Origin of the sequence: Mesorhizobium sp. M0991, assembly GCF_040318915.1 — a bacterium.
GTDB lineage: Bacteria > Pseudomonadota > Alphaproteobacteria > Rhizobiales > Rhizobiaceae > Mesorhizobium.
This window is the reverse complement of the sequence record NZ_JAMYNE010000002.1, coordinates 193,788-205,971: the sequence shown is the minus strand read 5'-3', so window position 1 is coordinate 205,971 and position 12,184 is coordinate 193,788. Positions and strand designations below refer to the sequence as shown.

Below are 12,184 nucleotides of genomic sequence, written 5' to 3'. Positions count from 1 at the left end.
TCGATCGCAAGTTTGGTCAGCCGGTCAGGAACCCATTCCTGTTCGATGGCCGCAAGCAAGGAAGCGATTTCCCGGTCTATCGTCAGATCGGCACGCGTGCTGACGGAATCTTCCCTTGAGCGAGACATCGCGTTCTCTTGGCAAATGTTGGTCCCTTCACCTCACTCTGGTGGCAACAGTGCGAGTTTGCAAGAATTTGCAGGCCATCCATGCGACCGGCTTCGGTCCTTGCACAGCTTGGTCAGCAGTTGGGCTCTCGCTGCGTTTCAATTGCTCGCCGGCTGCAAGCCACATGCTGCCGCAACGATCAGTCTTCAGGCCGCCGATCCGCTGAATGATCCTGGTACTGCTCGGATTTGACCCGATTGCCGTCGAGCCCACGCTCCTTGGTGTGCTGCTTCTTATCTCTGTTGGACAGAACGGCGTTCTCTTCGATCTTGTCCTTGGGAAGATCGGTCATCGCGCCAGCGCCAGCGCCTTTGCCGTGACCGCCGCGACCGATGTGCTTCTTGCTGCCGGACGCCATCTTGTCCTCCTTCATACTGTCGAATAGCGGCTTTTCCCGTTCGGCATCCGAACCAGCGGTGGGCCGCAATGTTCCGCCGGAAATCGTAAGCAGGAAGGCATCGCCGTCCCAGTGCCGGAACGGCTTTTCGCCGTCGACGAGGACTTGCATGCCATTTGCATTGGCGAAAGTATGAACGTCGGCGCGATCCAGCGCCGGCGATCCGCGATATGAGTAATTCAAAAGCACGGCCATGCCTGGCCTCTTCAGCACGCGTGCGATTTCCACGAAATGTCGTTCCGCGAGGCCGGCCAGCACCAGATAGGGAAAGCTGTCGACGGCCAACACGCGGTCGAAGCTGGCATCGCGAAAATCGGCAAGATCGAAACCGCGGGTAGGGCGGAATTCTACATTACCGAGCCCGGCGCATCGCCGACGGGCGATCGAGATCATCGCCGGGGATATATCGCTGCCGACGATCCGGTGCGACAGAGCGGAGAGCGCCTGTTCGAACCGACCGATACCACAGCCGATATCCAGTATGTCGCGGCTGCTGCCGGTAAAGCCCCGGCTCTCCAGCCATGCAACGATCTCAGCCGTAGCGGCAGAGAGCTTTTCCTCATTGCCCAGCGACGACAGCTGGACGCTCGCCGCCGGGGAGATCGCCGCCGCCGCGTCAAACCCGGCCGCCAGCCGCTTGACGACCGCATCGTCGGTCTCTCCCTCACCGCGTTCGTGCCGAACGGCACCACCCGTTTTGCACAGCGTGGGGAAGATCTCGGGCCTGCGCTGAAGCAGGTCCGCAATTCGTTGTAGTTTTGCCGTCTTTCGTGGGTCGGCCGAGTGCGTGTTTTGCACGATCTTCGCCAATTCTGCGGCATCAATTCCTGTCTCGAAACGGAGAGCCAGCCTGGCGATGACGGCTTCGACGCCGGCACCGTCTGCCATGCAGTCCTCCAGCACCCGCCTTGCTGATGTCGACCGCCGAGATCCCGGCTGGCTCGCGCTCATCGCCCTTTGCTCCGCGTCCAGATCTTGCGCATCGTCCACCGGTCGACGGCGCCCCAGCTGTATTTGTAGGCCTCTTGTCCGCGCAGAAAATCGAACTCTTCCGCGCCTTCGCAGATCGCCTGCCCTATCGCCCGGCCAATGAGCAGCGCGCCGGGACTTTCCTCCGCATAGCCCGGATCGAAGCCACCGAGATAAGCGTAAGCGCGGCCACGATGATGGAACCCGTAGTAGGCGCCCACGATCGCGCCACCGATGGCGACAAGCCAGCATCGAGCAAGTGCCTGAGCAGCCAGCTTCGGCAGCGCGTGACGGTGGAATTCTTCCACGCGGGTATCGGACAGAACGCCGTCGCCGTGTCCGGCCCAGCGCGCGCGGTGAAGGCGGATCAGGTGATCGAGGAATGTCTGCGGATCGGACAAAGCGGGTTCGATGGAGACCCTGCCGCGTCTCGACGCGGCCCTGTGGGCGCGGCGCAACTGGCGCCTCCGCCGCGCCGGAACACAGCCTTGAAGCGTCTGGTCGCCGGCGAGGGCGAGCACCGGGCAAGCGGCGTGATCGACGGCTTGGCACGATTCGAGCGCGGCATGCCTGATGGCAAGGCCGGCGCTGCCGGGAGGCAGGTCCTGCAAGATCCACTGTGACCAGCCGAGGGAAAGAACCGTGTCGGCGATGCCGACGGCGACCGGTTCGGCGGTTTGGGGAATACAAAGGACATCCAGATAGTCGCTCAACGAAATGCCGAGCGGAAGCAGCCGCGCCCCGGCGACCTGGCATTCCAGATAAAGTGGCGCCAGGCCGACCAGATCGTCGCCATGCCAGACGGCGACCGTCGCTAGCTCGCCGGGAGCGAATGTCCGCCACCATGGCAGCAACCATGCGGGAGACTGGAACGGCGTCGCCGAGGGACTGCGCGACCAGAGTTCCCACCAGTGCGGCTCGAGGGCTTCGAGGTCCGCCGGATCGTCGATGATCTCACTGCGGAGCATGTCCCGCTCACCTCGCCGTCGCGAACTGCCCGCTGTTTGTGCCGAGCTGTGCCAGCGCCCGATAGGCGTCCATGTAGGAGGAAACCATGCGGTCGAGTGAAAAGCGCCGCCGCGCCTCGGCCCGGCAGGTCTCGGGGTCCAGGCCGGGTGCGGCAGCGATGGCTTCGGCCATCTCGTCGACATCCCCGACCAGATACCCGGTCTTGCCGTGCTCGACCACATCCGGCAGTGCGCCATTCGGGAAGGCCACCACGGGGGTGCCGCAGGCGAGCGCCTCCATGGCGACGAGCGAACTGGTTTCCGCGGCAAGGCTCGGGATGACCAGGCAGCGGGCTGTGTTCAGCAGGCGCCGCTTGGCGACAAAGCCGAGCGGACCAAGGAAGCGGCGCCGGTCGTCCAGCCGGGGTTCGACCTCGTCGCGAAAATACGCTGTGTGCGTTTCATAGGGGTAGACCTTGCCACCGATGACCAGCGGCACGCTGGCCTTCTTGGCTGCGTCCAGCGCCAGATGGATGCCCTTTTCCGGGCAGACGCGGCTGAGCACGAGCGCAAAGTCGCGCTTGGCCTGCGGCTCGCTCAGCGCGTCGATGTCCACTCCGTTGGGAATCGGCCCGATCAGCCTGGCTCCCGGTGGCGCGGTCCTTTGCTGAGCCGCCGATACCGCATGCAGCCACAGATCCCCCCGCGCCGGATTGAGAGCGTCGGCCGGATACCAGTCGAGCGGCAAATGCAAGGTCACCAATGTCGGCCCGTCGCCCGGCAGATAGGCGTCGAAATCGATGCCGTGCAAATGAACCACGTCGATCGGCCAGCGCGCGCGCGCAGTAGCAATTGCGGCGCGATGACCACGCTGCGCCCGGCGCTTCGCCGCTTCATCGAGCACGCCCGGCTCGGCCGGCGTCTCGATGAGGACACCCGCAGCGCTCGATCCCTGGCAGCCGATCACGATCGAGCGGTGTCCGGCCTGTACGAGCGCCTGGTCGAGCATCGACAGCACCTGCTCGGCACCACCGACCGCATCCGGCCCGACGGGAGCGAGGGGATAGGCGACGTTGAGGACGGTGAGCGTCATGGCTGGAGAGCCAAAGCTCCTCACGCTGCAGAGGCGCGCAGCCTGCCGACCGAAGGGGCAGCGATGCTGCCGGCATAGCGGCGCGTCATTGCCGCGCAGAACTCGGCGAATTCCTCAGGCACCAGTGGCGGACTGCTGTGGTGCGGCATCAATCCGCGGTGTTCCGGCGTGAAGCAGAAGGTGACCGTCACGTCGAAGTCGGCCAAAGCCTCCATCTGCCGGTCGAACCAGTCAAGCGCGTTGGGCCTGAAGCTGTCGGCCCAGGAAAGCCCGGTGCGCAGATTGGTGACGCCGAGCCGTTTCATCCAGGCGACGGCGTCGTCCAGCCGGTGATCTTCGAAATGGAACCACTGCACCAGTCCCATTGCCGGCGCGTGGTGCAGAAACTCCTCGAACGCGGGCTTTGGCGTGCCGTCCTGACGAAGCAGGCCCATGTAGAAATGGCGGTAATAGGAAGAGCCTTCCGACTCGCGATGGCGCGTCGTCGCTTCCCACTCGCGCGGCAGGTCGTAGAGGCTGTACCATTGGATGCGCGGTGCGTTGCCGATCAGCAATTCCGCGGTCCGGCGCAGGCCCCAGACCTGTACCTCCTCGGCGCCGAAGGTCGATACGCCGACCTCGCTGACCCATACCGGGAGATCGGTAACAGCCGAAATCTCGCCGATCTTCTGCGGCCATTCGTGGATCTGCCAGAGGTTCCAGTCGAGCGGAAAGCCGTGCACCGCGACCGCGTCGACATGATCGAGCACGCCGAATTCCTTCATCCGTGTCATGAAACCGGCATCGATCGGCGAGATGCCGCCCAGCACCTTGATCAAGGCGGGATTCTCCGACGCTATCGCGTCGGCGGCCAGGATTGCCGTAGTGGCGAAGCGGCTCCAGTCGGGGTCGAGCTCGGGATCCCAGTGGGATTTGTTGTTGGGCTCGTTCCAGATCATCGCGGCTTCAATCATTTATCTGTCCTTTCAACGGGTAGACGGCGCCGCCGCCGGCCGGCGCGTCGGCGGTACGGCAGAAATAGACCTCCTGCTCCGGTTGCAGCACAATCTCGAAGCCGGCGCTGCGCAGCATGGCTTCGGTGCAGGCGCGATTGGGAATCCACCAGTTGGTGGGGTCGTCAGCGTAACGATGCTCGATGAAATGCAGCTTTGGGAACTCCGGCCGGTCGAACAGGTCGTGGGTCCAGAAATGATAATTCTGCTCGAGCGCCGGCACGTTGGTGCTGCCGCGCTGCATCGACTGGAAGATCATCAGGTCCCGGGCGACGTGCTCCCGGATCAGATCGAGTGCGAGCAAGGGATGGCGCAAATGGTAGAGCACTCCCATGAACAGCACGATGTCGAACCGCTCATGCAGGGCGCCAACGTCGTAGACCGAGAGCTGCCGGAATTCGATGTCGCAGTCCGCTACCTCAGCGGCAAAGCGCGCCTGCGCCAGGTAAGCCTCATCGAAGTCGATGCCTAGCACGCGTCCGGCGCCGCGGCGTTTCATCTCGATCGAGTAGAAACCCGCATTGCAGCCTATGTCGAGCACCGCCTTGCCGGAAAGATCGGCGGGAATCGCGTCGGCGAATTTGCGCCATTTGATCAGCGGATAGTTGCCAAGGAAATGGTCGGGAGCGGTTTCGATGCCGGCCAGTTCCATATTGTGGAACCATGGGCCGAGCGCATCGATACGGCGGCGGATTTCGGCATCGGAATGCAGCATGGCTAGCCTCCTTCGCCTGCGAGGATAGGAACGTGCTGGTGGCCGGGCAGCGTAATGGCGGCTTGATCGTCCTTGGTCCCGGCGGCGCTTTCAAGCAGCCGAAGTGCGGTGCGGTAGCCGTTGAAGGTGCCGACGTCGACATAGGCGGTGCCAGCCTTGATGCCATAGGCTTCGCCGCCGCCGGCGAGATAGGCATTGACCAACGTGCCGATATATTCGTCGCTCCGGTCCCGTTCCCGCCACAGCGCGGCGAGCTGGTGAAGGGTGCGGCCGGGCATCTTGAACGCACCCCAAATCCAGTTCGATTGGGCATTCTGCTGCTTGACCTGGATTTGCTTCACCCGGTCGTCCTCATCGACAACGACGGCATCGAAGAATTCCGGCTGGTCCACCGGAAACAACAGGAAGGACAGGCCGTCGTCCGGAAGGGCCAGGAAGCCGTTTTCGGGAAACCAGATTGTATCGGGCAGCCCGACCAGAACGGTCTCATCGGCTGCGACGAGCGGTGCGGCGCGGAAGATGGCGTCGCAAAGGCCGACCGGAGAGGGCTGCACCACAAACAGAGCGGCCGCATCGGCATAGCCTGCAGAATAATATTCGAGGATATCCGACTTACCCGAGCCGATGACGAAGCAGATCTTGTCGGCCCCCGCGCGCACCATGCGGCGCACCAGGTATTCACTGACCGCGCAAGGCCGCTCGGTATTGCCGTCGATGCGGCTGCCGACCGGCAGAAGCTCCTTCGAAAAGCCGAGCGGCTGGATGCGGCTTCCCCGTCCGGCTGCGGGCACGATGCCCAACATCAAACTGCCTCCTTCAACGGCTCGCCATGCGTGGAGCCGTGCAGTGCATCGGACAGGATGCGGTCGAATTCCTTCGCCCGCCGCGCCGAGGTGTGTTCGTCCAGCACCCGCTCGCGCGCACGGCGGCGGATCGCGTCAAGCTCGGCGTCGGACAGGTCGAGCGCGGCGACCACGTCGTCGGTGCTGTTGGCCACGACGATCTCTTCACCGGGCCGGAAAAAGGCCTCCAGTCCGGGCCATGTGTCGCTCACCATCGCAGCACCGCAAGCGGCGGCTTCGAACAGCCGGCCGGAAGGACACCAGCCTCGTTCGGCCATCGCCTCGCGGGTCACGTTCAGGGTCAGTCGTGAAGATGAAAAGAAGGCGGGGTGGTCGGCCGGCGGCAGATGCCGGACGAAGAAGATATTGTCGCTCCACGGGAATTCTTGCGGATATTGTGCGCCGCCAATAATGAAACGGCGATCCGGCAGGCGCGCAGCCGGATTGACCAGCAGCCTTTCGACCCCGGCCTGGCGGTCTGCCGCATAGGTCCCGAGATAGGAAAGGTCGCCGGCAAACTCCGGCCTGGGCGGGGCGGGCCGGTGTCGCTCTGGATCGACATGGCCGTAGAGCGGCATGACGCGGCGTGCACCCAGCATCGACCTCAATGCGTCGATCGCGGTTCCTCCCGTGTAGCTCAGCACGAGATCGAAATCGCGAAGCCCTTCCGGCCCGAAATAAGCCGGAGGCTCACCTTGTTCGATCCGGGCCAGCGTCACCGGCGTGTCCAGATCGTAGAAGACCTTCAGCCCGCGACAGGCCTGGTGGGCAAGGCGCGACGCGCTCACGGCATCGGGGCAATAGGAGGTGACGATGACAACATCGGCCTCATTCATTGCCTGCTCGGCAACGTGCTGAATGTCCTGCCAGTCCGGATAAAGGACAATGCTGCCGCCATCCAACTGGTCGAGGTCGCGCGTCCCGGCATAATAGGGAGTGTTGCGTTCGAAGAAGGTGATGGACCAGCCCAGCCCGGCCATCGCCCGGATCAATCCGCGCCACAGCGTGGCGTGGCCGTTGCCCCACGACGATGTCACGGTAAGACCGAAAATGACCATGCGCATCCGGCAATTCCCCGTCAGGCAGCTTCGTTGAGTCTGATCAGCTTCGACCCCCAGTCCCCCCAAACAACCGTGGTGATCGACGCTGGGTCGATATCGAAGCGAAAGCAGTTTCCCAGCGACAGGCCGAGCACTTTGCACACGGCGGCCTTGATGACGTCGGCATGGCTGACCAGTGCGACGCACTGATTCTGGTATGTTCCGCGGACCTGCTCGATCAGCGAGACGACGCGTTGCTGCACGTCCAGCATGGTCTCGCCGCTCGGCGTTCTCGCCTGCTGACGCTGGTCGTTCCACGCTCGCCAGTCGGCATCCTGGTTCAGCTCCTCGAAGGTCTTTCCCGACCAGGTGCCGAAGTCGATCTCATCGAGTTCCTCGCGGATCACGATTTCACCGGCATTGCAGGCGAGCGCGATCGGATTGGCCGTCTCCTGCGTGCGTTCGCGCGGGCTACAAAAGATTGCCGCTATCGCCTCGCGTGCCATGCGGTCAGCCAGATGCGAGGCCTGTGCCCTGCCGGCTTCGCCAAGGCACACGCCGGCCATCCGTCCGGCAAGATAACAGCCGACATTGTCGTGCGCGGCGTGGCGCACCAGAAAGAACGTCGTCGTCATTCCGCGGCATCGAGCATCGGCTCGTCCTTGCCGGCGATGAAAGAGAGCGTGCGCTGGCGGGCTTCCGCGTCGGTGAACTGCTCGGGCGGCGATTTCATGAAATAGCTGCAGGGACCGGTCAGCGCGCCCGCGATACCGCGGTCGAGCGCCAGCTTGGCGCAACGCACCGCATCGATCACGACGCCGGCCGAGTTGGGCGAATCCCACACCTCCAGCTTGAGCTCGGCATTCAGCGGCACACCGCCGAAGGTCGTGCCTTCGACCCGGATATAGGCCCACTTGCGGTCGGTCAGCCATGGAACGTGGTCGCTTGGCCCGACATGAATGTTGCCGGGCTCCAGGGGAACGTCGATCTGGCTAGTGACGGATTGGGTCTTTGAGATCTTCTTCGATTCCAGCCGCTCGCGCTCAAGCATGTTGAGGAAGTCGGTGTTGCCGCCGAAATTGAGCTGGTAAGTGCGATCGATGCGCACGCCGCGCTCACGGAACAGGTTGGCGAGCAGCCGGTGGACGATCGTCGCACCGACCTGGCTCTTGATGTCGTCGCCGATCAGCGGCAGGCCGCGCTGCTCGAAGCGCCGGCGCCACTCCGGCCGCGAAGCGATGAAGACTGGTATGCAGTTGACGAAGGCGCAGCCCGCCTCGAGCGCGCACTCGGCATAAAAGCGCGTTGCCTCCTCCGAACCGACTGGCAGATAGGACACCAGGATTTCGGCGCCGCTTTCGGCGAGGATCTTGCCGACGTTGGCGACCGGCTCGTCGGCCTCCTCGATCTCGTCGCGCAGATATTTGCCGATGCCGTCCAGCGTCGGTCCGCGTTCGACGCGAGCGCCGGTAGGCGCCACATTGGCAAAGCGGAAAGTATTGTTCGGCGCGCTGTAGATCGCGTCTGCCACATCGCGTCCGACCTTGCCCTTGGCGACATCGAAAGCGCAGACCACCTTGATGTCCTTGACATGATAGCCGCCAAGATCGGCATGCATCAGCCCGGGTATGGGCTCATTGCTCCTTGCGTCGCGGTAATAGGTGATGCCCTGAACAAGGGAGGAGGCGCAGTTGCCGACGCCGACTATACCGATTCGAACTTTCTTCGATCCCACGAAACCGCTGCCTATGCTGTTGAAGGTAAGTTCTTCGTGCCAAACCGCCTTCCTCCCGGATTGTTCCTTGCCGGCTGCAAAAATCGTGCAACCGATAGTGGATCAAAGTAGCGCCCGCCGAGTTGTGCAGCCAGGGGTGAGGCAAACCGGGACGGGACAATGATCGTCTATGGCGACCACAAGCGAATTGAGAGCGCGCGACATGTTCGCGGCTCGGCCTGCGACGCGGCCGGGCACATTGCGGACATGCCAAGTGGGATCGAACGCCACGCAGCCTTGGTCGGCCTGTTCATCAGGGCTTCGGAACTGGTCCAGGGCCTCGCCGATGCTGAATTCGAGGCCAACGGCATGGACAGGAATTCCCTACAGCGGATCGCGGGCGCAAATCTCCTGGTCGGCTTGGCCCGGGACGTTGGCAGATCGTGGGGGGCCGGATTCGCCATCGACGGCCCGATCGATGCTGAAGTGCCGCGAATGCTGGCCGAACTCGATTGCGATGGCGAAATCCTGACCGGCACGGCTGAAGGATTTGCCCATTACGCGCTCTATCCGGAGAGCTATTTCGTCGCCGCGCGGCAGTCGGGTCTCGATGCGAACACATGCGTGATCGGCATCCGCAGCATCGGCCTGGGGCTGGCAGCGATGGTGGCGGCAGCCATCGGCGCACCGGCACCCGTCAGCGTCCGTCCGACCGATCATCCGTTTCGCAGGCGGCTTGCCGCCGATCCGGAACTGATCGGCGGCTGGAGGACAAGGCCGTCGGCCGATTTCGCTGTCGTCGACGAAGGCCCGGGCCTGTCAGGCAGTTCGTTTCACGCCGTCGTCGCATGGCTGCAAGCGCTGGGCATCGATGCCGGGCGCATCCATCTGTTCCCAAGCCATTCGGGTGGGCCGGGTCCCGAGGCATCGGCGGACAGTCGTGAGGCATGGACGGTTTGCCAAAAACACACCGCGGATTTCGAACGGACTTTCCCCGCTGGATCCGCTGTCCCGACGTTGCGGGATTGGGTCGCCAGGACGATCGGCAGCACGGAGGTCAGCCTGATAGAAACATCCGGCGGAGAGTGGCGTCGCCTGCACTATGGCTCGCAGGACCATTGGCCACCCGTTCACCGCGGCTTGGAGCGGCGGAAGTTCGTCGCTTCTGCGGGCCGGGAAAAATGGTCGGTCAAATTCGTCGGCCTCGGTGAAATCGGAATGCACAAGGCCGAGACTGCCAGGAGGCTGCACGATGCAGGCTTTGGCCCGGACGTCGCCGGGCTGTGCCATGGCTTTCTCGTCGAGCGCTGGATCGACGGTACAACGCTGGACCGGGCAAGGCATTCGAAAGAAAAGGTGGTCGCTCATCTCGCGCGCTATCTGTCTTGGCGCGCAGCCAATCTGCCCGCCTCCGAGCCGGGTGCCTCGCTGGAGGCGCTTGCAGACATGGCCGTGCAGAATACAAGCGAGGCTTTAGGCGAAAGCCGCGCCACGGAGTTGCGGAACTGGTTCTCGAGACAGGCTCCACCCAAGACCATGCAGCGGGTCGAGATCGACGGGCGGCTTCATCCGTGGGAGTTCATCCTTTCGCGCGGTGGAAGGCTGGTCAAGACGGACGCCCTCGACCATTGCCGATCGCACGATCTGATCGGCTGCCAGGACATCGCCTGGGACATTGCCGGCGCCCGCGTTGAATACAGCCTCTCCAATGCGGCGACTGCGGCGCTCTGCAAGGCTGTGGAAGCGACTACGTCTCGTCCCGTCGATGCCAATCTGGTCCACTACTACGAGCCCTGCTATCTCGCCTTCCAGCTTGGCTTGTGGAGCATGGCTGCACGATCTGGCGATGATCGGGAACAGATCCGGCTGGCGGCCGCGGCAAGACGTTATACGGCGATGTTGCTTCGTTTCCTGGATAACCAAGGGGACCTGCGGCCCTTCGACCAGGATCAGTCCAGCCGGCGAAGCATATCCGCTTCCTTTTCGAGGATGGCCGCTACCTCCTCCCTCTGAAGATGCGTCAGCATCAGGCTCACGCAACATTCCAGATAGGTGATGGAGGCGCGCCGCAGGAAGGCAGCCGTCTCTCTTGCGGCCATTTGTTCGATGTCTTTGGCGGATCGTTTGGGATGCACAATCGTCTCCATGCCGGTACCTTGGCAGAACCAGAAGCTGGACGGGTTGTTCCCGCGACGAGAAAAAGTGACCAAATCCGCAACGACCGCGCGATCATGCAGCGGCCAGACGCTCCCCGCTATCAGGCCGGCAGGTTTTGCAGCCGGCCTGATGCGGAACGCGCGGTGGCGGCAATTCGACGTCTTCTATCGACCATCTGCGCCGTCTCAAGCTCGGCAAAATATCCGATCGTGCGCATCAAACCTTGCCTGAGCGGCACTTTTGGCGACCAGCCGAGAAGCTTCCTTGCACGGGAAATGTCGGGTTGCCGACGACGAGGATCGTCTTGCGGCAGCGGCAGGAATTTCAAGGCGGATTCGGTGCTGGTCATGCGCCTCACCAGGCCCGCCAGTTGCAGGATGGTGAACTCCCCCGGATTGCCCAGATTGACCGGCTGGCGCGGATTGGGATCGACCTCCATCAACCGGATCAAGCCGTCGACCAGATCGGAAACGTAGCAGAACGACCTGGTCTGCAGCCCGTCGCCGAATATCGTCAGCGGCCGTCTCTCGAGTGCCTGCATGATCAGATTGGAAACGATCCGTCCGTCAGCAGGGTCCATCCTGGGACCATAGGTGTTGAAGATGCGCGCGACACGGATATCGGCTTTTCCCATTCTCAAATAGTCGAAACACAGGGTTTCGGCGGTGCGCTTGCCTTCGTCATAGCAGGCGCGGGGGCCGATGCAGTTCACGTGGCCGACATAGTCTTCCTTCTGCGGATGCTGTTCGGGATCGCCATAAATTTCGCTGGTGGACGCCTGCAGGAACCGGGCGCCATTACGGGCGGCGAGCTCCAGCAGATTGAGCGTCCCGATGACACAAGTCTGCGTCGTGTGGACCGGGTCGGCCTGGTAACGCGGCGGCGAGGCCGCGCACGCCATGTTGAAGATGCGGTCAACAGGTTCGCCAAGCTCCAACGGTCGGCAAATGTCTTGCTTGATCAGCCGAAAATCCGGACGATCGGCGATCGATACTATGTTCTCCATGCGGCCGGTAAGGAAATTGTCGACGCAGATCACGCGCCAGCCGGCCTGGAGCATTGTCTCGCAAAGATGCGAACCGAGGAAGCCTGCGCCGCCGGCGACAAGCACGGTCTTGGTCCGTTGCGCCTTTCTTGATAGCTGCATCTC

At 63.1% G+C, this 12,184-nt stretch carries 11 protein-coding genes and 1 pseudogene; 1 reads left to right on the top strand and 11 read right to left on the bottom strand.

Annotated elements, in window-relative coordinates:
- Positions 1–307 precede the first annotated feature (307 nt).
- From NKH70_RS04805 to NKH70_RS04760, 10 genes and pseudogenes are all read right to left on the bottom strand, one after another.
- Complete coding sequence (locus tag NKH70_RS04805) at positions 308–526, bottom strand: hypothetical protein (RefSeq protein WP_352912931.1); 219 nt, start codon at positions 524–526, stop codon at positions 308–310.
- 222 nt (positions 527–748) lie between these two features.
- Positions 749–1,453: pseudogene (locus NKH70_RS04800) on the bottom strand (class I SAM-dependent methyltransferase); the annotation flags it as partial.
- A gap of 59 nt (positions 1,454–1,512) precedes the next feature.
- Entirely contained in the window at positions 1,513–2,502 is a 990-nt protein-coding gene (locus NKH70_RS04795; protein ID WP_352717712.1) for a GNAT family N-acetyltransferase, read from the bottom strand.
- A 7-nt stretch (positions 2,503–2,509) separates the two neighbouring features.
- The gene (locus NKH70_RS04790; RefSeq protein ID WP_352717714.1) at positions 2,510–3,574 is read right to left on the bottom strand and encodes a glycosyltransferase family 4 protein; all 1,065 of its coding nucleotides are present in this window, start codon (positions 3,572–3,574) and stop codon (positions 2,510–2,512) included.
- 20 nt (positions 3,575–3,594) lie between these two features.
- Positions 3,595–4,527, bottom strand: a complete 933-nt coding sequence (locus NKH70_RS04785) for a glycoside hydrolase 5 family protein (RefSeq protein WP_352717716.1) — start codon at positions 4,525–4,527, stop codon at positions 3,595–3,597.
- The gene (locus NKH70_RS04780) at positions 4,520–5,281 is read right to left on the bottom strand and encodes a TIGR04290 family methyltransferase (protein ID WP_352717718.1); all 762 of its coding nucleotides are present in this window, start codon (positions 5,279–5,281) and stop codon (positions 4,520–4,522) included. Before NKH70_RS04780 ends, NKH70_RS04785 begins: the two co-directional genes overlap by 8 nt.
- 2 nt (positions 5,282–5,283) lie before the next feature.
- Positions 5,284–6,084 (bottom strand): nucleotidyltransferase family protein, encoded by an 801-nt coding sequence (locus NKH70_RS04775; protein WP_352717720.1) that lies wholly within the window; start codon positions 6,082–6,084, stop codon positions 5,284–5,286.
- The gene (locus NKH70_RS04770; RefSeq protein WP_352717722.1) at positions 6,084–7,187 is read right to left on the bottom strand and encodes a CgeB family protein; all 1,104 of its coding nucleotides are present in this window, start codon (positions 7,185–7,187) and stop codon (positions 6,084–6,086) included. The genes NKH70_RS04775 and NKH70_RS04770 overlap by 1 nt, the downstream gene beginning before the upstream one ends.
- Positions 7,188–7,201: 14 nt before the next feature.
- Entirely contained in the window at positions 7,202–7,798 is a 597-nt protein-coding gene (locus tag NKH70_RS04765) for a histidine phosphatase family protein (RefSeq protein WP_352467989.1), read from the bottom strand.
- Complete coding sequence (locus NKH70_RS04760) at positions 7,795–8,898, bottom strand: inositol-3-phosphate synthase (RefSeq protein ID WP_352717725.1); 1,104 nt, start codon at positions 8,896–8,898, stop codon at positions 7,795–7,797. Before NKH70_RS04760 ends, NKH70_RS04765 begins: the two co-directional genes overlap by 4 nt.
- A 159-nt stretch (positions 8,899–9,057) precedes the next feature.
- Here NKH70_RS04760 and NKH70_RS04755 point away from each other — a divergent pair, with 159 nt between their 5' ends.
- Positions 9,058–10,890, top strand: coding sequence for a hypothetical protein (locus NKH70_RS04755; RefSeq protein WP_353024864.1), 1,833 nt, complete (start codon positions 9,058–9,060; stop codon positions 10,888–10,890).
- A gap of 244 nt (positions 10,891–11,134) precedes the next feature.
- On the opposite strand, the gene NKH70_RS04750 is transcribed toward NKH70_RS04755, so the two are convergent.
- Positions 11,135–12,181, bottom strand: a complete 1,047-nt coding sequence (locus NKH70_RS04750) for a UDP-glucuronic acid decarboxylase family protein (RefSeq protein WP_353024862.1) — start codon at positions 12,179–12,181, stop codon at positions 11,135–11,137.
- Between the last annotated feature and the right edge of the window lie 3 nt (positions 12,182–12,184).

Coding starts and splice junctions, on each gene's coding strand:
- NKH70_RS04805 (WP_352912931.1), bottom strand. CDS start 526: ATGGCGTCCGGCAGCAAGAAGCACATCGGTCGCGGCGGTCACGGCAAA.
- NKH70_RS04795 (WP_352717712.1), bottom strand. CDS start 2,502: ATGCTCCGCAGTGAGATCATCGACGATCCGGCGGACCTCGAAGCCCTC.
- NKH70_RS04790 (WP_352717714.1), bottom strand. CDS start 3,574: ATGACGCTCACCGTCCTCAACGTCGCCTATCCCCTCGCTCCCGTCGGG.
- NKH70_RS04785 (WP_352717716.1), bottom strand. CDS start 4,527: ATGATTGAAGCCGCGATGATCTGGAACGAGCCCAACAACAAATCCCAC.
- NKH70_RS04780 (WP_352717718.1), bottom strand. CDS start 5,281: ATGCTGCATTCCGATGCCGAAATCCGCCGCCGTATCGATGCGCTCGGC.
- NKH70_RS04775 (WP_352717720.1), bottom strand. CDS start 6,084: ATGTTGGGCATCGTGCCCGCAGCCGGACGGGGAAGCCGCATCCAGCCG.
- NKH70_RS04770 (WP_352717722.1), bottom strand. CDS start 7,187: ATGCGCATGGTCATTTTCGGTCTTACCGTGACATCGTCGTGGGGCAAC.
- NKH70_RS04765 (WP_352467989.1), bottom strand. CDS start 7,798: ATGACGACGACGTTCTTTCTGGTGCGCCACGCCGCGCACGACAATGTC.
- NKH70_RS04755 (WP_353024864.1), top strand. CDS start 9,058: ATGATCGTCTATGGCGACCACAAGCGAATTGAGAGCGCGCGACATGTT.
- NKH70_RS04750 (WP_353024862.1), bottom strand. CDS start 12,181: ATGCAGCTATCAAGAAAGGCGCAACGGACCAAGACCGTGCTTGTCGCC.